The sequence below is a fragment of the Phyllobacterium sp. CCNWLW109 genome (genome assembly GCF_037203905.1).
GTDB lineage: Bacteria > Pseudomonadota > Alphaproteobacteria > Rhizobiales > Rhizobiaceae > Phyllobacterium > Phyllobacterium ifriqiyense.
In genome coordinates, this window is record NZ_JBBCBK010000002.1 from 528322 (window position 1) to 552881 (window position 24560).

Here is a 24560-nt window from a genome sequence, read left to right on the forward strand (position 1 = left end):
TAACGACTTTATATCTGAACGAGGTGTGGACAATTCAGTCAAGGCAGATTTGAGCATTCGTTTTTAACCTTGATCGCAATAGCATCATGCCTCAGCTTGTTGAACCATGCCTGGTTGGATCGGCAACAGCAGATGAATTGGATCACAATGACGCTTGATGAACTGAACGAAGCAAGCACTCAGAAATTCATTGAGGCGCTGGGCAGCATCTTCGAACATTCGCCCTGGGTGCCGGAAGGGGTCGCAGATATGCGCCCCTTTGCAAATGTCGACCAATTGCATGGCGCCATGCTGGCTGTTGTCGCGAAGGCAGGACAAATGGCGCAGCTCGGATTGATCCGCGCTCATCCGGACCTTGCCGGAAAAGCCGCGCGCCAGGGCAGGCTAACGACAAGTTCAACATCCGAACAAAAGGGTGCAGGTCTTGACCGGTTGACCGATGGAGAATTCGATGAGTTTCACGCCCTGAACAATGCCTATCAGAGCAGATTCGGGTTTCCCTTCATTCTTGCAGTGCGCGGCCACGACAAGCATTCCATCATGGCAGCCTTCCGCCAGCGGCTTGAGAACAATTCGGGCGAGGAGGTTCTGGAAGCGTTGCGGCAGATCGGGCAGATCGCGCGTTTTCGTCTTGATGATCTGATTTCATGAGAAGGGGCTCTTGATGGGCAAGCTATCGACACATGTTCTGAACACGGCTGACGGACGACCCGCTGAGGGCGTGCGCCTGACGCTGCATCGTATAAACGCTGCCGGCGGGCGACACCTGCTTGCCACCGCAATGACCAATGCCGATGGCAGGACTGACGCGCCTTTACTATCAACGGCGGATATGGTGGCCGGGCAGTATGAGCTGACATTTCATGTGGGCGACTATTTCAAGGGAAAAGACGTAGCTTTGCCCGAACCTGCATTTCTTGACGACATTCCAATACGTTTCGCAATTTCCGATGTGCAGGGCAATTATCATGTGCCGCTGCTGGTGACGCCGTGGTCATATTCGACTTATCGGGGGAGTTAGGGGTTGAAAGCTATGGTGCCGTGGTTGGACAAGCTCACCATGAGGAATGTGGGTGAGCTGCAGGGTGTCTGTTCTGAGATGTTTTAGGCGTTGTGCGTGGTTCGTCCTCCTGAGCTCGTCGAAGGGCGCGAACCACGCACAGCGCTGTTGCTGCTCACCACCAGTGCCTATCCATAAATCCCGGTCACGGTGAAACTGCGTTTCTCGTCTCCTTTGAAATAAACCAGATTGCTTGATGAAACGGGGGAGGACTCATTGCAGGCGATGGTGATATCCCCCGTCGAACCTGCATTGAGCAGGACGCCATCCTGCGGGAATACTGCGCTCAATGCCTTCTGCATGAGCGGAGAGATATCAATGGCAATATTGTTCCGGAGCGGATCGGTAATCTGAATCACGTCATTCTTGAGCCATTGCTTGATGTGTTCCGGATTGGAAACCTGCAGCTGATCGGCGGTCGTATCCCATTTCACCCAAGCTGATTGCGCGGGGGAGCGGGTGATATTCCAGACGCGAATCATGGATATACCGCGCATACTTGTTGCAAAAATCGCCGCTGCGCCACCTTTGTTCAGGTTTAAAAGATTGGCTGACACCGAAGCGATTGTTGCGCTGGACGGGACCATGGGCGCTTCAAAAATGGTGGGCGTACCAGCCCAGGCGGGAACAAGCGTCATTCCGGACTGCTTTTTGCCGGTTGTTGCATGGGCAATGCCCGCAGGAAAACAGGCAAGACCCGTGGTGCTATCGGCCACCATCACATCGAACCATTTGGAGCCGTCGGCGCTGGCCTTGATGCGGAAGTCACGGCCCCACATGGTTCCCATTTCAGCACGGCCCTGATAGTTCGACTGGAACAGCAGAGAGGCTGTCTGATTGTCACCAGCCTTGTTGATCTTCAATTGATGTCCGGCGCCGGCATGATCGAACAGCACGGCAGGGCTTTTAACTGATAGCCTGTTTGTATCATCCGCCGTCGCCTCAATCCCGAGACGGGATACCGGGTTGGTGCTGATTTCGTTCTTGATCCATTTTTTCTGGTGAAAAACGACGAAGCTTTTCTCGTTTTCAATCCAGACATTCCAACCTTCCAAGGCGGAGAAAAAAGCCCAGGCGCCATCCTGCCAAGCTGCAATTTGTCCCTCGCGGCCTTTCCAGAGGCCTTTTGCAGGCGTGTTGATAATGTAACGGTCGCCCTCCTGGTTCTCCTCGGGCGGTAAAGAGGTGCTCCTGTTGATCGCCGATAGCTGTACGAGCGCGTCGAGTGCTCTTATTGCTTCATTATGAGTCACATGCTTCTGCGCTTGCGAGGGAGCGATATAAGGAAGCTTGAGGTTGGTCGTCTGTTCCATTCGGTAATCCTTTTTCCATGCACCAAAATGCAGGACTCTAAAGCCGAATGAGAGCTGTTGGATAAGTTGCAGGCACTTAACACAAAGATTGCAATTATAATGACCTATGCTACTGCTCTGGCAATTGCGAATACCGAGGAATAAAGATTTGGAAACATTCCGGCAAAGCATCTCCATGATGCCGCGTCGTTACAAGCAGTCCCTGCTTGTCATTTTCGACATGGTTGCACTGACATTTGCGGTTTGGCTTAGCTATTTGCTGAGGTTCAGTGTAGTTTTTATGCCAAACGGCGAACAGATCATGCTCATGATCTCTGCTCCTCTCATCGCATTGCCCATATTCATCCGCTTCGGCCTGTACCGCGCTGTCATCCGCTATCTGCCTGACAAGGCGATCTGGACGATGATTCAAGCGGTGACCATCTCGGTCATTATCTGGGTCTGTCTGGCATTCCTCACGCAGATGACGGGTGCCGCAGGTGTCCCGCGTGCCATACCCTTCCTTTATTGGGTTCTGGGTGTTGCAATCATTTGTGGCAGCCGTTTTGCCGCCAAATGGCTTCTATGGAGCCCCTTAGGCGAAAAATTTCTGGAACGCCAATGCGTTATCTTTGGTGCTGGTGATGCAGGGCGGCAATTGGCCAATGCCTTGCGCTCGCAAAAGGACGTATTTGTCGCCGGTTTCATCGACGATGATAAAAGCTTGCAGGGCATGGATATCCTCGGAATACGTGTTTATCCACCGGCGAAAATTGAATATCTCGTTGAGAATTTCGGCATCAAGGAGATGATCGTCACGACCTCCGCGCTTACCGGAATCGAGCGGCGCAGACTTGTCGGCCGTCTCAAGGCGCTCGATGTGAAAGTGCGCATTCTTCCGGCAATTTCCGATCTTACCGCCGGAAAATATATTGTCAGCAATCTGCGCGATATTGATATTGACGATCTGCTTGGCCGCTCGCCGGTTCCCGCTGATCCTGAACTGCTCGACAAGACCGTGGAAGGCCGTGTCGTGCTTGTCACGGGTGCCGGCGGTTCCATCGGTTCTGAGCTTTGCCGCACGATTGTGAAGCTTGCACCCGCGAAACTTGTCATATTCGATGTCAATGAACACAGTATCTACCAATTGCAGCGCGAGCTGAATGCAATCAGCGATTGCGTCGTCATACCGGTGCTCGGATCAATCAGCGATGCGATCCTAATCCGCAGGGTTCTGGCTGAGCATAGGGTAGAAAATGTATATCACTGCGCTGCCTACAAGCATGTGCCGCTTGTAGAAGAAAACACTGTCGAAGGTGCACGCAACAACGTCATCGGCACGGAGGTTCTGGCCAGAAATTCGTGCGAAGCAGGTGTTCGTAACTTCGTGCTTATTTCTTCTGACAAAGCGGTGCGGCCCTCCAACGTGATGGGAGCCACAAAGCGCTGGGCGGAATTGATTGTTCGCTATTACGGTAATCAGGCGCAGGCGAAAAATACCGGCCAGGTGTTCGCATCCGTCCGATTTGGCAATGTCATCGGATCGAGCGGATCGGTTGTACCATTGTTTCGCGAGCAGATTTCAGGCGGCGGGCCTATCACGCTGACTCATGATGATATGACCCGTTATTTCATGTCGGTGCGCGAAGCTGCGGAACTCATCATCCAGGCCGGTGCTCTCTCGAGCGGCGGCGATATCTTGATGCTTGAAATGGGCGAAGCCGTACGCATCCGCGATCTGGCCGAAAACATGGTTCTTCTTGCAGGCTTGTCCGTCAAAGACGCTAATAATCCAGATGGGGATATCGAGATTGTCACCGTCGGTATTCGCGATGGCGAGAAGCTGCACGAGGAACTGTTCTACGATCCGCAAGGTGTTTCGGCGACGCGTCACCCGAAAATTTTGCGGGCACAGCGCCGCGTTAACGGGCTGGATCATCTGCCCGGCTCAATTGATGAGTTGCGCAGCCTGATAGAAAAGCAAGATGCGGAGGGCACCAGGAAGTTGCTGTATACGATCGCAGCTTCCTGAAGATCGCCTCGATTACGGTTTGCTTGACCTTAGCCGTCTGAGCAGCAGGGTCACGGCAGCAAGCGCTATGATGATGGCAAGCACTTGGCGCCAGCCTGACTGCATGGTGAATAGTGCACAGGCTGCCAAGATGAAGTTGAGCGCCACCACGCTCAAAATGATCAGCCAGACAGACCACCCCGAACGTTTGGCAATTTGATAGGCGTGCTTTGAGTGGGCATTGAGAATATTTTCGCCCGCGGCCAATCGCATAAACAGGGTTGATGTTGCATCGGCGATGAAGAAAAGCGGCAATATCAGCCCGGCCAAAATCGTCATTTCGCGAGCGACCATGAAGAAAGTGATGCCGCAGAGCAGGCCGATTGGAAGACTGCCCGAATCGCCCAGAAATATCGTTGCTTTCGGGCGATTGAAAAAGAAAAATCCGGCCAATCCACCCGCAATGGACATGGCGAGACTGCCAGTTCCGAAGTTCACCAGACCAAATAAAGAGAAACCGGCAATCAGGGCTAGCGGGACGCCGAGTCCTGCAACAACCATCAGGTCTATGCCATCCATAAAATTGGTAATGTTGATGAAATAGACCAGAGCCGCGACCAGCAAGGCCCGCTCCACCAGAAACGGCAATAAATCCGGCAGCAGGCGGAAATTATCGCCCAATCCATAAACAGCAACCACGGACGCAATCAATTGTGCCGCCAGACGTATGGATTCAGGCAGATGATGACGGTCGTCCAGGAAGCCGACGATCCATAAAACCGTGGCTCCAAGGCTGGCCGATATAAGGAAATGCAACGGAAGGCCTGCCTCAGCCCCAAAAACCCAAAGCGAAACCAGTATGGCAGGAACAAGGGCAAGACCGCCGAGCTGGCGCGCCGGTTGGGTGTGATTCGATCGATCAGTAATTGTTGCGCCCAGAAAATTTGACGGCAGCATCCGCATGGTAGCCCAGAGCAGAATTGCGCTCGCTATGGCGACGGATAAAAATGGAATTATGATAATGGTCAATGCTGATCCCCGGTCATATGTGCAATACAGCACCCTTGTCATGAAAATAATGCCGAAACAATTGTGGGATGAGACAAACTGGCCGATCATTCACGTTGCACAAGCTGAAACCAACGGTTATAAGCCGCGCTGTCGCATGAGGATTTCGCATCCGATGCAGACATGTTGGGGCGTCGCCAAGTGGTAAGGCAACGGTTTTTGATACCGTCATTCGGAGGTTCGAACCCTCCCGCCCCAGCCAAACCATAATTGTGAATTTCAGCAGCGCCTTTTAATTGATCTCCAGTTCGAGATCAGATTTTATCGCACGCATATTTTATGTATTTGAGGTCGCCAGCTATCTGAATACCAGCGAATCGACCATCCAAAAGTGGGAAAGCGGTGCGAAGCGGCCCAGCGGCATGGCCCTGAAACTGCTGGCGGTGGTGCAAAAGCATGGCCTGCAAGTTTTAAGCTGAGGGGAAGCAAATTGGCTCGTGAACTCCAGAACCATGCTTATAGAAGGTGCTGCACGCGCTCAACCGCCCAATGATAGAAACTGCCTTCGAGCGGTGGTTCGTTTGATGGGCCCTTCTTGTGGATATGGAAGCCAATGAAATCAGGATGCTTCAACGGTTCCAGGCCAAAGGCCGGATCGTAAATGCGTAGCGCATCCCGTCCCGTCCAATAATAGAAGTTTTCTTTTGGGGCGCCATCTTTGAAAAACCCATAGCGCTTAGCCAGCCGGGAAATGCCGTCATTGGCGAAAACAGTAATGCCCACCATTGCTGGCGAAACCTTTTGGCCGGTTAGCCGAAACCATGCCGGGCGCAGGACACGGCGGCGAAAACCCAGCCAAGGCGGCACGATCCGCGTGCTTTCCAGATAGGCGTCGAATTCCCTGATAACCGGATTGTCCGGCGGCAGATACATGGCCGAAACACCAAGGCGGGTGAAGTTTTCGCGGGCCAGATAAGGACGATCGGGCGAGGGGTGGAATTGTTTGGTCAGATAGATATCGGTGTCGAGCCACAGGCCTTGCTGTTTTTTCATCAAGGTGACGCGAAACAGATCGCTGAACTGGCCTATGACACGCGTATATTTGGGGATATCGGGAAAGTCGGGATCAAGCCGGAAAAAATAGTCCTTGCTCAATATCTCGGAAGCATCGTGCAACTCGATGGATTTTGGCAGGTTCTCGATCTCTTCGAAAGCATAGAGTTTGACCCGTTGACCGGTCATGGCCATCGAAGCGAGGCAGACACGATCGACTTCGCGCAATCGCGGCCCATACCAGAATGTGCAAATATCCATGCGAATGGCCCCTTTATCATCTGCTCATCTAGGGCGGGGCGCTTCATTCGTCAATTACGCGCTCTGCAATTGTGGATCGATTCCCAAAGGATTTATTTTCTAGGGATGGGTTGTTTTAAAACATGCTGACGGCGCGCAATTGGAAGAGTGGAAATATGTTCTGATAATCAACGGATCGAGGCAACAAATTGGCGCGGATTTGGGTTGGCCTGAGAAACTATCCTTTCCCTAAGGCAGGGCGCTACACTATGTTTGCGGTCGCTGACCAAACGTGTTGAACTGCGTTTGGGATCAGGCGATATTTGTTACAGGTATGATGCCTGGCGACATGAGTGGGTAATGACTTTCATGACCAAGAATTTGACGCATTTGCAGCGTCTTGAAGCCGAAGCGATCCATATTTTTCGTGAGGTTGCCGCTACATTTGCCAATCCGGTGATGATGTACTCCATCGGCAAAGATTCATCCGTTATGCTGCATCTGGCGATGAAGGCCTTTTATCCCGCCAAGCCGCCCTTTCCGTTTCTCCATGTGGATAGTACGTGGAAATTCAAGGAGATGATCGCGTTTCGTGATTCAGAGGCTGATCGTCTCGGATTTGATCTGCGCGTTCACAGCAATCAGGAAGGCATTGAGCAGGGCATCAGTCCTTTCGTGCATGGATCAAACACGCATACCCATATCATGAAGACCGTCGCCCTGCGTCAGGCTCTCGATAAATACGGATTTGACGCAGCCTTTGGCGGTGCACGGCGCGACGAGGAAAAGGCCCGCGCCAAGGAACGCATTTTCTCATTTCGCAATGCACAGCACTCCTGGGACCCGAAAAACCAGCGTCCTGAAATGTGGAAAATTTACAATACGCGCGTTGCCAAAGGCGAGTCGATCCGTGTGTTTCCTATCTCCAACTGGACCGAACTGGATGTCTGGCAATATATCATGCAGGAGAATATCCCGATTGTTCCGCTGTATTTTGCCGCCAAGCGCCCCGTTGTCGAGCGTGACGGAATGCTGATCATGCGCGATGATGAGCGCATGCAGCTCTTGCCGGGCGAGGTATTGCAGGAGAAAATGGTGCGCTTTCGTACGCTTGGCTGTTACCCGCTGACGGGCGCAGTTGAATCCGAAGCGGCAACGCTTCCCGAAATTGTCAGCGAAATGCTGATCTCGCGGACGTCAGAGCGCCAAGGGCGCATGATTGACCGGGACGAGGCCGGTTCGATGGAAAAGAAAAAGCGTGAGGGCTATTTCTGATGAGTAAGCTGGCCCATATCGAAACTTCGGTTGCACAATCCGCAGCTGAGGAAATCAGCGCTTACATGGCAGAGCAGGAAAAGAAGTCGCTGTTGCGGTTCCTGACCTGTGGCTCTGTCGATGACGGCAAGTCAACGCTCATCGGCCGGCTTTTATACGACACCAAGCTGATCTTCGAGGACCAGCTTGCAGCGCTGCAAAATGACAGCCGCAAACATGGCACCAATGGCGAAGATATCGACTTTGCTCTCCTTGTCGATGGGCTTGAGGCCGAGCGCGAGCAGGGCATCACAATCGACGTTGCCTATCGCTTCTTCTCGACGCCAAAGCGTAAGTTCATCGTTGCAGATACGCCCGGCCATGAACAATATACGCGCAATATGGCAACAGGCGCCTCCACGGCAGACCTGGCTATTGTGCTTGTCGATGCGCGGCAAGGGATTTTGCGTCAAACAAGGCGGCATAGTTTCATCGCGTCCCTGCTTGGTATCCGCAACATCGTGCTTGCGGTCAACAAGATCGATCTCGTTGATTATTCGCAGGACGTATTCGAGACGATTGTCAAACAATATCAGGAGTTTGCAAGCGAACTCGGATTCAAAACCATACAGGCAATTCCGCTATCCGCTCGCTTTGGCGATAATGTAATCGGCCCATCGGAAAATTTGGGCTGGTATGAAGGCCCGTCGCTTCTGCAACATCTGGAAAATGTGGCTCTGGATGATGCCGATGCAACGCGTCCGTTCCGTTTTCCTGTTCAGTTCGTCAACCGCCCCAACCTCGATTTTCGCGGATTTTCAGGCACCATAGCTTCCGGCACAGTCTCGCCGGGTGATGAGATTGTGGTGGCCAAATCCGGCAAAGTTTCGCGCGTCAAACGAATTGCGACGTGGGACGGCGACCTTGACCAAGCGGGAGAAGGGCAGGCCGTCACCATTGTGCTGGAGGACGAGGTCGAGGTTTCCCGTGGCAATATGCTGGTCTCGCCGGATAATCGCCCCGAAGTGGCCGATCAGTTTGCCGCGCATCTCGTCTGGTTTTCCGAAGCGCCATTGATCCCCGGACGCTCTTACATTTTGCGTACCGAGACCGATCAGGTAACGGCAACCATCACTGATCTGAAATATCGAGTCGATATCAATAGTTTCGCGCAGGAAGCGGCCAAATCGCTTGATCTGAACGAGGTTGGTGTCGTCAATATTTCGACGCAGGAGGCGATTGCTTTCGATGGATATAAATCCAACCGCTCGACCGGTTCCTTTATTCTGATAGACCGGCTGACCAATGCGACGGTCGGTGCGGGTATGATCGATTTTGCCCTGCGCCGCGCCTCCAATGTCCATTGGCAGGCACTTGATGTCGACAAGGCATCGCGCGCAAACCAGAAGGATCAAAAACCTGCGGTCGTCTGGTTTACCGGCCTGTCGGGCTCTGGAAAATCGACAGTCGCCAACCTTGTCGAAAAGCGTCTGGCTGCACTTGGCAAGCACACCTATATTCTTGACGGTGACAATGTCCGCCACGGTCTTAACCGTGACCTCGGATTTACCGAAGAAGATCGCGTGGAGAATATCCGCCGCGTTGGTGAAGTTGCCAAGCTGATGGTTGATGCGGGTTTGATCGTGCTGGTCTCGTTCATCTCGCCATTCGTCGCCGAGCGGCGCATGGTCCGCGAATTGCTTGGCGATGGCGAGTTCATGGAAGTTTACGTTGATACGCCGTTTGAGGAATGCGCGCGGCGAGATCCAAAGGGTCTTTATGCGAAGGCCCTGCGCGGTGAAATCAAGAATTTCACCGGTGTGGATTCGCCGTATGAAGTGCCGGAGAATCCGGAGCTTCATCTGAAAACCGTGGGACGGACAACCGAAGAGCTTGCCTCGGAAGTGGAAAAGCTGCTCACTGATCGCGGAATCATCTTCAATTTCGATCATAGTTCGTGGTCGATCTAGGCAGGGCTGAACGTGACAGTAAATCCAGTACCTACAACGATCGACTACGCATCGTTGCTATCCATATTCGAGAAAACCGCGATTGCAGCCGGCCTCGAAATCCTGCGCATCTACGAAGAAGGTTGCGACGTCGCGCTTAAGGACGATAAGTCGCCAGTCACTGCTGCGGATCATGCGGCTGAAGCAATTATCCTGGAAGCATTGCGCCGGGCAACGCCGCATATACCCATTGTTGCGGAAGAGGAAATTTCCGGCGGACATGTGCCGGGGGATCTCGGCGACCGGTTTTATCTCGTCGATCCGCTGGACGGAACGCGCGAGTTTGTTAATCGCAATGGCGACTTCACAGTCAATATTGCTCTTATCGAATATGGTATTCCGGTCTTGGGCGTTGTCTATGCTCCGGTTCGTGGCTGGCTGTTTACAGGTGGCCCGGATGGCGCGAGGGAAATAACGCTGGATCATGAGGGCAGCATTGTTTCGGCACGGCAAATTTCCTGCCGCAAGGCACCGCAGCAGATGATCGCCGTCGCCAGCCGCTCTCATCGTACGCCGGAAACCGATGCGCATCTGGAAGATTTTGATATTGAAGAATGTGTTTCTGTTGGATCGTCGATCAAATTCGGCCTGTTGGCACGGGGCGAGGCGGATATTTATCCACGCCTGAGCCGGACGATGGAATGGGATACGGCTGCCGGGGATGCAGTGCTTCGCGCCGCTGGTGGAACGACGCTCACGCTGGATGGCAAGTTGCTGAGCTATGGTCGCCGCAATCAGGCGGATGATGCTGATTTTGCCAATCCCGGATTCGTCGCTCGGGGCAGACTATAGCCAGTTTTCAGCTTTAAGACCTGGAACTCGGCTGAAATCCTTTAGATTGTTTGTCACGAGAATAGTGCCTCTCGCACAGGCATATGCTTTAACAAATGCCATTTGGCTTTGGTCTGCAGTAAATTATCATCTCATCCTTTGCGCAGCAGCAAGGTGACGACGAAGAACGCACCGATGGAGCTGGTGACGACGCCAATCGGCAATTCCTGCGGCGCGAGCAGCAGTCTTGCGACGAGGTCGCTTGAAAGGAGCAGTATGCTTCCGAAAAGCGCGCAAGTTACAATCAGTCCGGCATGGAGCTGGCCGGAAAAGCGCCGCGCAATATGGGGAATCATCAACCCGACAAAGCCGATAACGCCCGATACTGAAACAAAGATCGCGGTTGAAAAGGCACAAACAATAAACACGATATTCCGGGTTCGATTGACCCTGACGCCGAGGCTTTCCGCGGTGTTTTCGCCCGCCAAAAACGCATCAAGATTGCGGTGGTTATAAAGCGCGAAGACGAGGATCGAGGCGAGGCCAATCAATGCCAGCGGCAGATTATCCCAACGCGCAATTCCCAGTCCTCCAAGCGTCCAGAATAATACCGAATGGGCGGCGCGTTGATCGCCGGAAAACACCATATAATTGGCAAGCGCCGTGAAGATGAAGGATACGGCAAGGCCAGCAAGGATCATGCGCTCGGGACCTTGACCTTGTACGCGGCGCACCAGCAGCAGAACGATAATAGCTGCGAGCATGCCACCGCTGAACGCAGCAATGGGCAGCGTCCATACGCCGAAGCGATCGCCGAAAAGACTTATAACCGATACCGCGCCAGCAGCAGCCCCCGAGGAAAGACCAAACAGGAAGGGGTCGGCGAGATCGTTGCGGGTAACGGTCTGCAACATTGCGCCAATGATGCCAAGGCCAGCACCGACGCATAGGCCGAGGATAGCGCGGGGCAAACGCAGGTCGACAATAATTCTTTCTATGGGCACAGTCGTGGCCAGATCGCTGAGCCCTGCAAAATGCGCCAAGGCATTCAACACGTCGCCAAGCGCGATAAATGTTGAGCCATAGGCAATGGAAAGGAGCCCAAGCACGATGACCAACACCGTGCTTACCGCTAAAGTCAGTTTTGTTCCCGCCGGAAAATGCACTCAGAATGCTTCCGGATGCATTGCCTTGGCAATCTTTTCGATGGCTTCGATATTCGCAGGACCCGGCGTAAGTTCCGCATAACGAAGGGCGACAAAGCGCTCATTCTTTACTGCATCGGTTTCCTTCATGGCCGGATGGCTCTTCAGGAAATCGAGAAGCTTCTTATATCCAACATCATCCTGATAATCGAGGAGTACGAGAAACTGCGGATTGCGCGATGCAACAGTTTCCCAAGAGGTGGTGGCCCAGCTGGATTCCAGGTCATCCATGATGTTGACGCCGCCAGCTTCGCTGATCATCGCTGAAGGGATGGCGAACTTTCCAGCGGTGAATGGTTTGTCTTCCCCGGAATCATAAAGGAACACGCGGGTACCGCTGTTGGTGCCGACCTTCTTTTTGATCTGTGCCAATTGGGTCTTCCAGCCGGAAATCAGTTTTTCAGCTTCTGCTTCCTTGCCGAAAATTTTGCCCAGCTTTTCGATGTCGCCATAGAGAAGTTCCATGGAAGCGGCAGGGCGGTTTTTATCGAGATGGACGCAGCTCTCGGTCAGTTCGAGGGTTTTGATTCCATAGGGCGCAAGTGTATCGGGGGTAACTTCGCCGCCGATGCGCATGCCGTAATTCCATCCGGCAAAGAAGAAATCAGGCTGCACGGCGATAATATTCTCGAGTGTCGGATTTTTTGGTGCAAGTTCCGGAATGGAACCCTGCTGCTTGATGAAGGCATCATCGAGCTTGTACCAGCCGGTGATTCCGGTCACGCCAACCATTGAAGATTGCAGGCCAAGCGCGAAAGCCATTTCGCTCATGTTGATATCGTTGACGACGACACGTTTGGGAGCGGCGTCGAAGGTCAAAGGTTTGCCGCAACTATCGACGGTTACAGGGAAAGCAAAGGCAGGCGCAGACAGAAGAGTAAATGCGAGGGCAAAAAGGGATTTTTTCATCAAATGCTCCGTGAATGAGAATGGGCGTCATGGATCGGTTCGGGTGCTTCAAACACCATAAGGTCGCGCTGGCGGGATGGGTGCCTGAGGCGCAGCACATCAAGGTCAAATACATCGCTGACAATGCGCGGGGTCAGCGTTTCGTCGGGCGTGCCTGACGCTACAAGCTGAGCGCTGTGCATGACTGCTACATGGGTTGCAAAGGGCGCAACAAGCGGCAAATCATGCAGAACGGCAATGGTCGTGACACTAAGTCCGGCAACGAGCAGGAGCAGTTCGCTGCGCGCCTTTGGATCGAGGTGATTGGTCGGTTCATCAAGAAACAGGATGGCCGGTTGCTGGGCGAGGGCGCGCGCCAATTGCATGCGCTGCCGTTCGCCGCCTGACAATGAACCCAATGCACGACGGCGGAAATGGCTGATCCGCGCGCGCTCCATGGAATCTTCGACGATTTCCCGGTCGACCGTGCGTGTGAAGACGCCCAGATGGGGAATGCGGCCAAGAGATACATAATCCTCGACAAGAAGCTGTTGATCGGGGGTATCGGCCTGACCGACAAAGGCAAATTGCCGGGCCCGCTCAAGCGGCGACATTGTACCGATAATTTTGCCGTTGAAGCTTATTCCGCCGGACGTCGGTGGCAGCAGCCCGGCCAGCATGCGCAGCAAGGTGGATTTTCCAGCGCCATTCGGCCCGATAATAGCGAGCCTTGCGCCACATCTTATGCCGACCGACGCAGCATCAACCAAAGTATGGGTTCCGGTTTTATAGCTCACGGCTGTTGCATCAAGCTGTATATGGCTCACGGGCGCGCTCCCATGCCGTGGAAATATTCTGAGGACTTCGACATGGGTAGGAGATAGCGTAATGTTATAACAATCGTCAATGCCGATTGTTTGAGAGGGTAGATAATATGATGCTGGGTCGAAGTGACGATGCGCGAAACGTTCATACCTGCCAACTTTCAAGGGGAGGACAGAGAACGCAGACGATGAACCGGAAGCTATTCAAAGCATTCGGGTGCCGCTAATGCGGACAGAGGTCATCGCATCGCTCCCGGCACACCCCGTCCGGTTCGAATTTCAATTATGATGGCAGGTCTCCTGGCTCACGGGTCTTGGCAAAGCCTTACCTTCCCGATCTTGCGATCAGTGGCATCATCAGGCGTCGCTCACCGCTTACAGTTGCGGGGGCAGCCACGGTTTCGGTCCCTTTTGGGTACGCCTCACCGTGTTCCCTTTTCATCTCCAGCATTGTCTAGCCGGAGAAACCATCACGATGATTAGTAGTTGAACCGAAGTGAAAATGAAATGGGGTAAAAGAGATAGCACTTGGAAAAAATAGAAGAATGCCATGTTTCCCTCAGGAGTGAGAGGGAGGCTTTCGCCCACCTCCCGTTTTCTGGTTTAATGAATGGACATCCGGATAGTGAGTGTCCAGCTCGTCCGGGTCTTTTTCAATTCCAGGGTGATAATCAGCAGCCACCCTTTGTTGGCATTGAGTTTCTGCGTGGTTCGACGGGGCTCACCATGAGGAATGTGGTTTGATTGCACATTGGTCGATAACCTTGCAGGAAGTGACTTCCTGCAAATAATAACCTCCCTCATGGTGAGCCCCGTCGAACCACGCAGCAAGCCTAATGCAAATTATATTACCCCCTCTCTTGGATTTGGTTGTGTCGTCCATTTTGCCAGCCCGTTTAAGGTGCAGATTCAGTACGTGCTAAAATAAATGGCAGAATAAGTTTTTTAAGCGTGAACAAGCCGATGGAGTAGGCTAGGCTTCGCATGTAGCCTTTGGCGACATCGATGTTTTATTGAATTTTGGGGCGACATGGCAATTCACGCAGCAGTCTATCACCTGACTCACTATAAATATGATCGCCCCATCATGCTCGGGCCGCAGATCATCCGCCTTCAACCAGCTCCGCACTCGAGAACCAAAGTGCTGAGTCACTCGTTGAAGGTCAGTCCGTCCAACCATTTCGTCAATTTGCAGCAGGACCCTTACGGTAATTTTCTGGCCCGTTTTGTCTTTCCTGAGCCCGTCACGGAGCTCAAGATCGAAGTCGATCTCATTGCCGATATGACCGTCTATAATCCGTTTGATTTCTTCGTCGAACCTGCCGGAGAAATCTGGCCCTTCGCTTACCCTGAAGATATACGCGACGATCTTTCCATATATATGAAGCCGGAGCCGATTGGGCCGCTTCTGTCGGATTTTCTGGCAACGATTGATCGCTCAAGCACCAATACAGTCAATTTCGTCGTGGACCTTAATGCACGCATCCAGCGCGAGATTGGTTATGTTATCCGCATGGAAACCGGTGTCCAAGAGCCGGAAACCACGTTGAATGTCCGTACAGGTTCGTGCCGTGATACCAGCTGGCTTCTCGTGCAGACCTTGCGTCATCTCGGCCTGGCGGCGCGTTTTGTTTCCGGCTACCTTATCCAGTTAAAGCCCGATCTGGTGGCGCTGGATGGTCCTGCCGGGACAACGACGGATTTTACTGATCTACATGCCTGGTGCGAGGTCTACTTGCCGGGTGCCGGTTGGATTGGCCTTGATCCGACATCGGGGTTGCTGACTGGCGAAAGTCATGTCCCGCTGGCCGCAACACCTCATTATCGCAATGCTGCACCGATTTCAGGCATGGCTGAACCGGCCAATGTCGAATTCGGTTTTGACATGCGGGTAACGCGCGTCTCGGAACATCCACGCATTACCAAGCCATTTTCCGATGAATCGTGGGACGCGCTCGATGCGCTTGGCAACAAAGTCGATGCGCTGCTCAAGGAACGGGATGTTCGCCTGACCATGGGCGGCGAGCCGACATTCGTTTCAATTGACGATTTCGAATCCGGCGAATGGAACACCGATGCCGTTGGCCCAACCAAGAGGGAAAAAGCTGACAAGCTGATACGGCGCTTGCGTGATCGTTTCGCGCCGGGCGGATTTCTGCATTACGGGCAGGGAAAATGGTATCCGGGGGAGAGCCTGCCGCGCTGGACGTTCTCACTCTATTGGCGAAAAGACGGCCAGCCCATCTGGGTCAATCCTGATCTTATCGCCGCGGAAAACAGCAAGGCGGATGTCAAACCGGAAGATGCGGGCAAACTGCTGGTGGAGATGGCTGGCGAATTGGGCGTTGAAGACGATATGGTTGCCGCCGCCTATGAGGACCCCGCAGAATGGATCGTCAAAGAAGGCAATTTGCCGGAGAATGTTGATCCTTCAAACTCCATGCTGAAAGACCCGGAAGAGCGCAGCCGCATGGCGCGTGTTTTCGAACGGGGACTGACAGAGCCAACAGGATTTGTATTGCCGGTACAGCGCTGGAACAGCCAGGCTGCGCAAGGTCCGCGCTGGCGCAGTGAAAAATGGACTACGCGGCGCGGCAAGCTCTTTCTGGTTCCGGGCGACTCTCCTGTCGGTTACCGCCTGCCGCTGGGCGCTCTGCCACATGTGCCGCCTTCCGAGTTTCCCTTCATCGTGCCGGTTGACCCTTCCGTAGAGCGGGGTCCTTTGCCGGATTCGCCGGCATTAACCGGCATTGATGTGAGAGACGAGCCGCAAGCGGTTGCTTCGTTCACCGCCGCCGAAGGTAATGCCCAAGAGCGTGTGGAGCAGGAACTGGGAGAGATTGGCGGCGCGGTGCGTACAGCCATTTCGGTTGAACCGCGCGATGGCCGGTTGAGCGTGTTCATGCCGCCGGTTGAGGCGCTTGAGGACTATCTTGAACTTGTCGGGGCGGCGGAAGCTGCTGCCGCCAAACTCGGCTTGCCGGTTCATATCGAAGGTTACGGACCACCGCAGGACCCGCGCATCAGCGTGATACGCGTTGCTCCCGACCCTGGCGTGATTGAAGTAAATATCCATCCGGCTTCGAACTGGCGCGAATGCGTGGCAACAACCGAGACGATTTATGAGGAAGCCCGCCAGACAAGGCTCGGCGCTGATAAATTCATGATTGACGGGCGGCATACGGGCACTGGCGGCGGCAATCATGTGGTGGTTGGCGGCGAAACACCCAATGACAGCCCGTTTTTGCGCCGTCCGGACCTTCTGAAAAGTCTGGTTTTGCATTGGCAGAGACATCCATCCTTGTCCTATCTGTTTTCAGGCATGTTCGTTGGCCCGACCAGTCAGGCGCCGCGTTTCGATGAGGCGCGGCACGACAGTCTTTACGAACTGGAAATCGCCATGGCGCAGGTGCCTCTGCCAGGTCGTGGTACGCCGCCTCTGCCTTGGCTGGTGGACCGGCTGTTCCGCAATCTCCTGGTGGACGTTACCGGCAATACGCATCGTTCGGAAATTTGCATCGACAAGCTTTTCTCGCCAGATGGTCCAACCGGACGGCTTGGCCTCGTCGAATTTCGCGGTTTCGAAATGCCGCCCAATGCCCGCATGAGTCTCGCACAACAATTGCTGGTTCGGGCATTGATTGCCCGCTTCTGGAACAACCCGATCGAAGGCAGCTTCGTGCGTTGGGGTACGACATTGCATGACCGCTTCATGCTGCCGGCTTTCGTCTGGGCGGACTTTCTCGATGTGCTGGCCGACCTGCGTCAGAACGGATTTGATTTCCGGCCGGAATGGTTTGAGGCGCAGTTGGAGTTCCGCTTTCCCTTCTGCGGTGAAATCGTCAATGAAGGCGTCAGACTGGAATTGCGGCAAGCGCTTGAGCCTTGGCATGTGATGGGCGAACAGGGCGCTATTGGTGGCACGGTGCGTTTTGTTGACAGCTCTGTCGAGCGTTTGCAGGTGAGGGTCGAAGGCTATAATGCCGCGCGTTACAGCGTTGCCTGCAATGGCCGCGAAGTGCCGCTGAAAATGACTGAGACCAATGGTGTTGCTGTTGCAGGGGTTCGCTACAAAGCCTGGCAGCCGCGCTCCGGCCTGCATCCGATGATCCCGGTCAATGCGCCGCTGGTGTTTGATATTTACGATCAATGGTCGGGACGGGCTATTGCAGGCTGCACCTATCATGTCGCCCATCCGGGCGGACGCAGCTACGACACATTCCCGGTTAACTCCAATGAAGCGGAGGCGCGCAGGCTCGCGCGGTTCGAGCCCCGCGGCCACACGGCTGGAGCCTATGAGCTGCGAAAAGAACAGGCATCGCCGGAATTCCCGATGACGCTGGATTTAAGAAGGCCGCGTGGTTGAGTTGTGCGTGGTTCGACAAGCTCACCATGAGTAAGGTGGTTTGGCTTCATAGGTAGCTGTGAGATCGTAGAACTACTCAATGCAATCCTCAACCTTCCTCATGGTGAGCTTGTCGAACCACGCACAATAAGTATGCAGCGGATATGAAACACCCTATAGATTGATGATGTCGCAAGTGAATAAAACCAAGGCACCCGTAATTCCCAGCCTGCTGGCGGGCTACAAGCCCTTGCCGGGAATTGCCGACGAAATGATTGATCCTGCGGGTGCCGTTCGGCCCGGCTGGGAAACGCTGCTGCATGCGCTGGATGAAATCGGCCCGGAAAAATTGGCGACACGTTTTGCGCGCGCCAATCAATATCTGCTGGATGCTGGCGTATTCTACCGCATCTATGACGAGACGGGCACGCAGGAGCGCCAATGGCCGCTTGCCCATATTCCCCTGCTTATCAATCAGGAAGATTGGGATACGATTACCGCTGGTTTGACCCAGCGCGCCGATCTGCTTGAAGATATCGTTTCCGATATTTATGGCGAAGGAAAGCTTGTACGCGATGGCGTGCTGCCGCCTGACCTGATTGCATCGAACCCGGAATTTCTGCACCCGGTGGCCGGTATAAAACCGGCAAGCGGACGCTTCCTGCATTTTTGTGCTTTTGAATTGGGTCGCGCTCCAAATGGCCAATGGTGGGTGCTGGGCGACCGGACACAGGCACCGTCGGGCGCAGGATTTGCGCTGGAAAATCGTGTGGCAACCACCCGCGCTCTGTCCGATATTTCCGCCTCAATGAATGTGCATCGGCTGGCGGGCTTCTTCAAGGATTTCCGTGACTCGATGCAGTCGCTGGTCACCGATCCGCAGGCCCGTGCTGCGATCCTGACGCCCGGTCCCAACAATGAAACATATTTCGAGCACGCCTATATCGCCCGCTATCTTGGCTTCATGCTGCTTGAAGGCGACGACCTGACGGTTGCCAAGGGCAGGGTGATGGTGCGTACCGTTTCAGGACTGAAGCCGGTTGATGTGCTTTGGCGCCGAATGGATGGTGCCTATATGGACCCGCTCGAGCTTAAATCAGATTCGTGGATCGGTACGCCGGGCATGGTGGGTGCCTTGCGCAGACGCTCTGTCTCGCTGGTCAATGCGATTGGTTCGGGCATTCTTGAAACCCGCGCCTTGCTGGCTTTCCTACCAGCCATTTCAAAAGCCCTGCATGAGCGGGATCTGGCGCTGCCAAGCATAGCGACGTGGTGGTGCGGGCAGGAAAAAGAGCGCAAGCATGTCATGGACCGGTTTGACCAGATGATGGTGGGACCGGCTCTTTCAACACGTTTGCCATTTGAGGACGAGCAGGCAACTGTGCTGGGATCAAATCTTGATCCTGAAGCACGCAGCGAACTGCTTGCCCGATTGCAGAATGACGGGCGCGGGCTGGTCGGTCAGGAAGCTGTCAAGCTTTCGACAACCCCCGTCTATGTCGATGGCAAGCTGGAACCCAGACCCTTTGTGCTGCGTGTCTTTGCGGCGCGTCACAAAGATGGCTGGAGCTTTATGCCGGGTGGTTTTGCGCGCGTCGGCTTTACGCTCGACACGGCGGCAATTGCCATGCAGCGTGGCGGGCAGGCGGCGGATGTCTGGATCACCAGCAAGGGACCGGTTGCAAAGGACACGCTGCTTCCCCGCGAAGATGATGTTTTCCAGCGCAATGTGCCGGGAACCCTTCCTGCGCGTGCTGCTGAAAACCTGCTATGGATGGGCCGTTATATTGAGCGCGCCGAAGGAACCGCACGCATACTGCGCGCCTGTCATGCGCGCTTTGCCGAGGCACCCAATCAGGAATTGCCGCTTCTGACCGAAATGCGCGCCTATCTCAAACCACTTGGCGTTGATTTGGATCAGGCGGTTCCCAAGGGCTTGCAACGATCAATCGACGGCGCGATGCTTTCGGCTGGACGCATTCGCGACCGGTTTTCGCCCGATGGCTGGCTGGCACTGCACGATCTGTCAAAGACCGTGCACCGCTTTTCCGATGTGGTGTCACCGGGCGATGACACCACCCGCGCCATGACGATTATCCTGCGCAAGCTTGCCGGATTTTCCGGTCTCGTACACGAAAACATGTACCGGTTTACCGGCTGGCGCTTTCTCGAAATAGGCCGCAGGATTGAGCGCGGCATCCAGATGGCAAGCATGCTTGCCCGCCTTGCCCGGCATGATGCCGCGGAAGGCTCGCTGGAAATGCTGTTGGAGATCGGCGATAGCGTGATGACGCATCGCCGGCAGTATAGTGTTTATTCCGGGCGGATCAGCATTCTGGATCTTCTGGCGCTGGACCCGCTCAATCCGCGTTCGATCATCTTTCAGCTTGACGCGCTGAAAACGGAATTCAGCTTGCTGCCAACGCGTGAGATGGGCCGGAATAAACCGGCGGGCATGCAAATGTTCTCCAAGGATGTGTTGCGATTGCACACGCAACTGGCCATTTCAGAACCGCATGAATTGACGCCGGAAACACTTCACAAGGTCGCCTATGATATTGGTGCTTTGGCCGATGCAATTTCCGAGACATATTTTGCGTGAGCGAGTCCAGAACTGATGCTGTATAATATCCGCCTTCATCTCCATTATGATTATGCGCGGTCAGCGGCTGCCGGGCGGCATCATGTGCGGGTCATGCCGCAGACATTGCCGGGTGTTCAGCGTGTTATTGCATCCAGTCTGTCATTCGATCCCGTATCGGCAGAGCGCTCGGAGTTCATCGATTTCTTCTCCAATTCGGTTACGTCCATCGTTTATCGCAATCCGCACGAGACGCTTGACGTAAACATGACCGCGCGCGTCAATGTCATGCGCCCTCCGGTCATGCTTGATGTTTCACCCGATATTGCAGGGCTGAGGAAAGAAGTTCGCAGTGTGTGGTCGATAGCGGCTGACGCGCCGCATCATTTTCTCGCTTCAAGCAAATATGCGGCCATTGATCCGGATATTACTGCCTATGCTGCGTTGAGCCTCACCAGTACCCGAACCGTTACGGAAGCGGTGAGCGATTTGAACCGCCGAATCCACGCGGATTTCAAATATGATGGCGCAGCCACGGATGTGCGCACGAATGCTCGTCAGGCCTTCGATCTCAAGGCTGGTGTATGCCAGGATTTCAGCCATGTGATGATCGCGGGCTTGCGAGGGTTGGGCATTCCGGCTGGCTATGTCAGCGGCTTCCTGCGAACCATACCGGCGCCGGGCAAGGAACGGCTTGAAGGCGCTGACGCCATGCATGCATGGGTACGTGCCTGGTGTGGACGGGAAGCGGGCTGGCTGGAATTTGATCCGACCAACAATATGGCTGCCAGCAATGATCATATTACGATCGGCTGCGGCCGTGACTATGCCGATGTTTCGCCCATTGTCGGTGTTTTGAAGACAAGCGGCTCACAAGAGGGCAAACAATCGGTGGATGTCATCCCGCTGGAATAAGCGCACGAGTTATAATGTTTTTGCGAAAACATTATAACTCTGGTTTTCACAACAGATTTGCATCCGTGACAAGATTATTGGAATGGTTTTTCTTGGGTTTCGGTAGGCTGCGGAATATGGTTCATGTTCTGAGCCGTCAGCGTTCAAAATGCGGGATGAAATTCCAAAGTGCTATTGCCTCTTTCTGTTCCACCATTGATGCTGACAACGGGACCTGTGCCGGTTTACCCGGAAGTGCTCAAGGCGCTGGGTGCGCCCGTTCTTTATGATTACCATCCAACCTTTCAAGAGTTCTATGCGGCTGTTGTCGAGAAGCTGCGGCTTGCGTTTCGAACCGATATAGCGCCGGTAATCATGCAAGGAGAAGCAATCCTTGGCATTGAGGCCGGCGCTGCTGCTCTGATTGCCAAGGATGACGTGGTTCTTAATCTTGTATCCGGCGTTTATGGCAAGGGATTTGAAGGTTGGGTGGCAAGATATGGCAAGGAAGTGATTGAACTGGCGGTTCCCTTCGATGAGGTTATCGACCCGCAAGCCGTGAGGGATGCGTTTCGCCAAAGGCCCGATATTTCCGTGGTTTCACTGTGCCATCACGATACGCCATCCGGCACGCTCAATCCGCTTTATGAAATCGGCGCGATAGCTGCCGAGCATGGCGCTTATCTTATTGTGGATGCGGTATCGTCCTTTGGCGGCATGGACGCGCACCCGCAGAGTGCTCATGCAGATATTTTCATCACTTCACCATCCAAATGTCTGGGTAGTACGCCCGGTCTTAGCTTGATCAGTGTGAGCAAGCGGGGGTGGGAAAAAATTGAGCGCAATAGCGATGCTCCGCGTGGATCATTTCTCAGTCTTGCCGCGTGGAAAGATGCTTCAATACCCGGCAGGACTTTCCCCGTGACGCCGTCAATTGCCGAAATTTATGCATTGGATGCCGCGCTCGACCGATATGCCAAAGAGGGGCCGGAAAACGTCTGGGCGCGTCACGCCGAAACGGCTGCCATCGCCCGCAAGCGGTTGCTTGAACTGGGCATTGCGCTATGGCCGAAACGAGAGGCATGGTGCGCGCCCACGGCGACGGCTTTCAGGCTGCCGGACGGCTTTACCGATGTGGAACTGCGCGACCGGCTTTTGAATGAGTACGGCATATTGCTCTCGCTCGGGCGCGGCGACACATCAGGAAAAGTTTTGCGCATTGCACATATGGGTGCATCTGCGCAACCCGACTTTGCTCGCAAGACAATCGAAGCATTAAGCTCCATTCTGTCCCAATCCATTGATTGAAGGATTCCAACAATGTCCCGCATCCTGTTGAATCGTCGTAACTTTCTCCAGATAAGCGCCAGCGCTGGCGCTCTAATGCTGACGCCGCAACTGGCCTTCGCGCAGGATGCGCCTGTCAAGGGTGGACGGCTTGTGGTTGCAGGCGATAGCGAGCCTGCCAATCTTAATCCGGCCATCGTCGCATCAAATGGTGTTTTCTTCGTCGCCAGCAAGGTAATCGAACCTTTGGCTGAACAATCCTACGAGGGAAAGGACGGGCTTGATCCGCGGCTCGCTACGTCCTGGGAAGGATCTGCAGATGGGCTGTCGGTGACGTTCAAATTGCGGGAAGGGGTGACCTGGCATGATGGCAAGCCTTTCACCTCGGCGGACGTTGCTTTTTCTGCCCTGGAGGTCTGGAAGAAACTGCAAAATCTCGGGCGCGTCGTGTTCAAGAATTTGGCGGCCGTTGATACGCCGGACGAACATACTGCGATCTTCAGGTTCTCGGAGCCCACGCCTTTCCAGCTTATCCGCAACGCGCTACCCGTCGTAACGTCAGTTATACCGAAGCATGTTTATGAAGGCACGGATATTGCCAAGAACCCGGCCAATCAGAAGCTGGTCGGAACCGGCCCGTTCAAGTTTGGCGAATACAAGCCGGGTGAGTATTTCCTGCTGAAGCGCAATGACGCCTATTGGGAAAAGAATGAGCCGCTGCTTGATGAGATCGTCTATCAGTTTCTTCCTGACAGGGCGGCAGCCGGAAATGCGCTGGAGGCAGAGGAAATTCAACTGGCGGCATTTTCGGCAGTTCCCCTTGCTGATCTTGGCCGTATCTCAAAATCTTCAGGCCTGAAGGTCTATGCGAACGGCTATGAGGGCCTGACTTATCAGTTGATTGTCGAGATCAATCATCGGCGCAAGGAATTGGCGGATGTGAAAGTGCGCCAAGCCATTGCGCATGCCATTGATCACGATTTTGTCGTAAAAACCATTTTCCTCGGGTTTGCCAAATCATCGACAGGACCCGTTCCTGCCTATGACCAGACCTTTTACGAGCCGGGAACGGCGACCTATGCTTTTGATCCGGCTAAGGCTGAAGCTTTGCTGGACGAGGCTGGCTATAAGCGCGGCAGCGATGGCAACCGCTTTAAATTGAAACTGCTTCCAGCGCCATTCTTCAACGAAACCAAGCAGTTCGGCGATTACCTTCGTCAGGCTCTGGGTAAGATCGGCATTGATGCGGTGGTTGTCAGCAATGATACGCCTGCGCACCTGAAGGCGGTCTATACTGATCATGATTTCGATATCACGGTCGCAACGCCGGTCTATCGTTCTGATCCGGCAATTTCAACGACGATCCTTTTTGAAAGCGGTTTGCCTTCCGGCGTGCCTTTCTCCAATCAGTATGGCTATGCCAATGCGGAAATCGACAAGCTTATCAAAAGCGCGGCTTCCGAGCTTGATGGCGCGAAGCGAGCCGACCTGTACAAAGAACTTCAAAAGAAAGTGGCGGACGACCTGCCGCTGATCAATGTGGCGGAGTTTTCATTCATTACAGTGGCGAGGGACACGGTGCGGAATGTATCGGATAATCCGCGCTGGGCGGTATCGAACTGGTCGAATGTCTGGTTGGCAAAATAACTTCGAGTTTTGATTATATAGTTGCATTACTGTTATGCGTGGTTCGACAAGTTCACCATGAGGAAAGTGGTTTGGCTGCATCATCGCAGTCGGAGTGCGCTCCGATTTGCAATGCTACCACTTCCCTCATGGTGAGCTTGTCGAACCACGCATAAGTTTGGAGCAACCAGATAATTCTTGAAGGATACCCT

Annotated in this window: 17 protein-coding genes, 1 tRNA gene, 1 pseudogene and 1 riboswitch; of the genes and pseudogenes, 13 read left to right on the plus strand and 6 right to left on the minus strand. The window is 54.1% G+C overall.

The window, feature by feature from the left end; genetic code table 11:
- The first annotated feature begins 132 nt into the window (after positions 1-132).
- Positions 133-651, plus strand: coding sequence for a 2-oxo-4-hydroxy-4-carboxy-5-ureidoimidazoline decarboxylase (uraD, locus tag V9K92_RS07820; protein ID WP_337353712.1), 519 nt, complete (start codon positions 133-135; stop codon positions 649-651).
- A 13-nt stretch (positions 652-664) separates the two neighbouring features.
- Positions 665-1021 carry a hydroxyisourate hydrolase gene (uraH, locus tag V9K92_RS07825; protein ID WP_307283436.1) on the plus strand — a complete coding sequence of 119 codons (357 nt, stop codon included), beginning with the start codon at positions 665-667 and terminating at the stop codon, positions 1019-1021.
- Between the two features lie 167 nt (positions 1022-1188).
- Here uraH and V9K92_RS07830 read toward each other — a convergent pair whose 3' ends face one another.
- Complete coding sequence (locus V9K92_RS07830) at positions 1189-2373, minus strand: DUF2793 domain-containing protein (protein WP_337353713.1); 1185 nt, start codon at positions 2371-2373, stop codon at positions 1189-1191.
- A gap of 175 nt (positions 2374-2548) precedes the next feature.
- Here V9K92_RS07830 and V9K92_RS07835 point away from each other — a divergent pair, with 175 nt between their 5' ends.
- On the plus strand, positions 2549-4384 hold the full coding sequence (locus tag V9K92_RS07835) for a polysaccharide biosynthesis protein (RefSeq protein WP_337353941.1): 1836 nt from the start codon (positions 2549-2551) through the stop codon (positions 4382-4384).
- Positions 4385-4396: 12 nt separating this feature from the next.
- On the opposite strand, the gene V9K92_RS07840 is transcribed toward V9K92_RS07835, so the two are convergent.
- A complete protein-coding gene (locus V9K92_RS07840) occupies positions 4397-5392 on the minus strand; it encodes a glycoside hydrolase (RefSeq protein WP_337353714.1) in 996 nt (331 codons plus the stop codon).
- A gap of 166 nt (positions 5393-5558) precedes the next feature.
- Between V9K92_RS07840 and V9K92_RS07845 the strand changes: the two genes are divergently transcribed.
- Both V9K92_RS07845 and V9K92_RS07850 read left to right on the plus strand, forming a co-directional pair.
- Positions 5559-5633, plus strand: a tRNA-Gln gene (locus V9K92_RS07845).
- A 91-nt stretch (positions 5634-5724) separates the two neighbouring features.
- Positions 5725-5850, plus strand: a pseudogene (locus tag V9K92_RS07850) (helix-turn-helix domain-containing protein); the annotation flags it as partial.
- A 37-nt stretch (positions 5851-5887) separates the two neighbouring features.
- Here V9K92_RS07850 and V9K92_RS07855 read toward each other — a convergent pair.
- Positions 5888-6685 carry a hypothetical protein gene (locus tag V9K92_RS07855; RefSeq protein WP_336440796.1) on the minus strand — a complete coding sequence of 266 codons (798 nt, stop codon included), beginning with the start codon at positions 6683-6685 and terminating at the stop codon, positions 5888-5890.
- A 348-nt stretch (positions 6686-7033) separates the two neighbouring features.
- Here V9K92_RS07855 and cysD point away from each other — a divergent pair, with 348 nt between their 5' ends.
- The 3 genes from cysD to cysQ are packed head-to-tail and all read left to right on the plus strand — an operon-like array spanning position 7034 to position 10719.
- A complete protein-coding gene (gene cysD / locus V9K92_RS07860; protein WP_115052206.1) occupies positions 7034-7939 on the plus strand; it encodes a sulfate adenylyltransferase subunit CysD in 906 nt (301 codons plus the stop codon).
- Positions 7939-9888 (plus strand): sulfate adenylyltransferase subunit CysN, encoded by a 1950-nt coding sequence (cysN, locus tag V9K92_RS07865; RefSeq protein WP_337353715.1) that lies wholly within the window; start codon positions 7939-7941, stop codon positions 9886-9888. The genes cysD and cysN overlap by 1 nt, the downstream gene beginning before the upstream one ends.
- A 12-nt stretch (positions 9889-9900) precedes the next feature.
- A complete protein-coding gene (gene cysQ, locus V9K92_RS07870; protein WP_115052028.1) occupies positions 9901-10719 on the plus strand; it encodes a 3'(2'),5'-bisphosphate nucleotidase CysQ in 819 nt (272 codons plus the stop codon).
- Between the two features lie 131 nt (positions 10720-10850).
- Here cysQ and V9K92_RS07875 read toward each other — a convergent pair whose 3' ends face one another.
- The 3 genes from V9K92_RS07875 to V9K92_RS07885 are packed head-to-tail and all read right to left on the minus strand — an operon-like array spanning position 10851 to position 13618.
- Complete coding sequence (locus V9K92_RS07875; protein WP_307283457.1) at positions 10851-11864, minus strand: FecCD family ABC transporter permease; 1014 nt, start codon at positions 11862-11864, stop codon at positions 10851-10853.
- Positions 11865-12812, minus strand: a complete 948-nt coding sequence (locus V9K92_RS07880; protein WP_307283463.1) for an ABC transporter substrate-binding protein — start codon at positions 12810-12812, stop codon at positions 11865-11867.
- Entirely contained in the window at positions 12812-13618 is an 807-nt protein-coding gene (locus V9K92_RS07885) for an ABC transporter ATP-binding protein (RefSeq protein WP_337353716.1), read from the minus strand. The genes V9K92_RS07880 and V9K92_RS07885 overlap by 1 nt, the downstream gene beginning before the upstream one ends.
- Before the next feature lie 270 nt (positions 13619-13888).
- A riboswitch (cobalamin riboswitch) is annotated at positions 13889-14102 on the minus strand.
- A 543-nt stretch (positions 14103-14645) separates the two neighbouring features.
- Here V9K92_RS07885 and V9K92_RS07890 point away from each other — a divergent pair.
- The 5 genes from V9K92_RS07890 to V9K92_RS07910 all read left to right on the plus strand — a co-directional run bounded on the left by V9K92_RS07890 (position 14646) and on the right by V9K92_RS07910 (position 24369).
- A complete protein-coding gene (locus V9K92_RS07890; protein ID WP_337353717.1) occupies positions 14646-17981 on the plus strand; it encodes a transglutaminase family protein in 3336 nt (1111 codons plus the stop codon).
- A 166-nt stretch (positions 17982-18147) separates the two neighbouring features.
- Positions 18148-20562 (plus strand): circularly permuted type 2 ATP-grasp protein, encoded by a 2415-nt coding sequence (locus tag V9K92_RS07895; protein ID WP_115052205.1) that lies wholly within the window; start codon positions 18148-18150, stop codon positions 20560-20562.
- A 15-nt stretch (positions 20563-20577) separates the two neighbouring features.
- Positions 20578-21456, plus strand: coding sequence for a transglutaminase family protein (locus tag V9K92_RS07900; RefSeq protein ID WP_337353718.1), 879 nt, complete (start codon positions 20578-20580; stop codon positions 21454-21456).
- Between the two features lie 168 nt (positions 21457-21624).
- Positions 21625-22743 carry a pyridoxamine--pyruvate transaminase gene (ppaT, locus tag V9K92_RS07905; RefSeq protein WP_337353719.1) on the plus strand — a complete coding sequence of 373 codons (1119 nt, stop codon included), beginning with the start codon at positions 21625-21627 and terminating at the stop codon, positions 22741-22743.
- Between the two features lie 12 nt (positions 22744-22755).
- On the plus strand, positions 22756-24369 hold the full coding sequence (locus V9K92_RS07910; RefSeq protein WP_337353720.1) for an ABC transporter substrate-binding protein: 1614 nt from the start codon (positions 22756-22758) through the stop codon (positions 24367-24369).
- Positions 24370-24560: the final 191 nt, after the last annotated feature.

Bases quoted from the DNA above. Each gene is read 5' to 3' on its own strand.
- uraD (WP_337353712.1), top strand. From the start codon at position 133: ATGAATTGGATCACAATGACGCTTGATGAACTGAACGAAGCAAGCACT.
- uraH (WP_307283436.1), top strand. From the start codon at position 665: ATGGGCAAGCTATCGACACATGTTCTGAACACGGCTGACGGACGACCC.
- V9K92_RS07830 (WP_337353713.1), bottom strand. From the start codon at position 2,373: ATGGAACAGACGACCAACCTCAAGCTTCCTTATATCGCTCCCTCGCAA.
- V9K92_RS07835 (WP_337353941.1), top strand. From the start codon at position 2,549: ATGATGCCGCGTCGTTACAAGCAGTCCCTGCTTGTCATTTTCGACATG.
- V9K92_RS07855 (WP_336440796.1), bottom strand. From the start codon at position 6,685: ATGGATATTTGCACATTCTGGTATGGGCCGCGATTGCGCGAAGTCGAT.
- cysD (WP_115052206.1), top strand. From the start codon at position 7,034: ATGACCAAGAATTTGACGCATTTGCAGCGTCTTGAAGCCGAAGCGATC.
- cysN (WP_337353715.1), top strand. From the start codon at position 7,939: ATGAGTAAGCTGGCCCATATCGAAACTTCGGTTGCACAATCCGCAGCT.
- V9K92_RS07880 (WP_307283463.1), bottom strand. From the start codon at position 12,812: ATGAAAAAATCCCTTTTTGCCCTCGCATTTACTCTTCTGTCTGCGCCT.
- V9K92_RS07890 (WP_337353717.1), top strand. From the start codon at position 14,646: ATGGCAATTCACGCAGCAGTCTATCACCTGACTCACTATAAATATGAT.
- V9K92_RS07895 (WP_115052205.1), top strand. From the start codon at position 18,148: ATGTCGCAAGTGAATAAAACCAAGGCACCCGTAATTCCCAGCCTGCTG.
- V9K92_RS07900 (WP_337353718.1), top strand. From the start codon at position 20,578: ATGCTGTATAATATCCGCCTTCATCTCCATTATGATTATGCGCGGTCA.
- V9K92_RS07910 (WP_337353720.1), top strand. From the start codon at position 22,756: ATGTCCCGCATCCTGTTGAATCGTCGTAACTTTCTCCAGATAAGCGCC.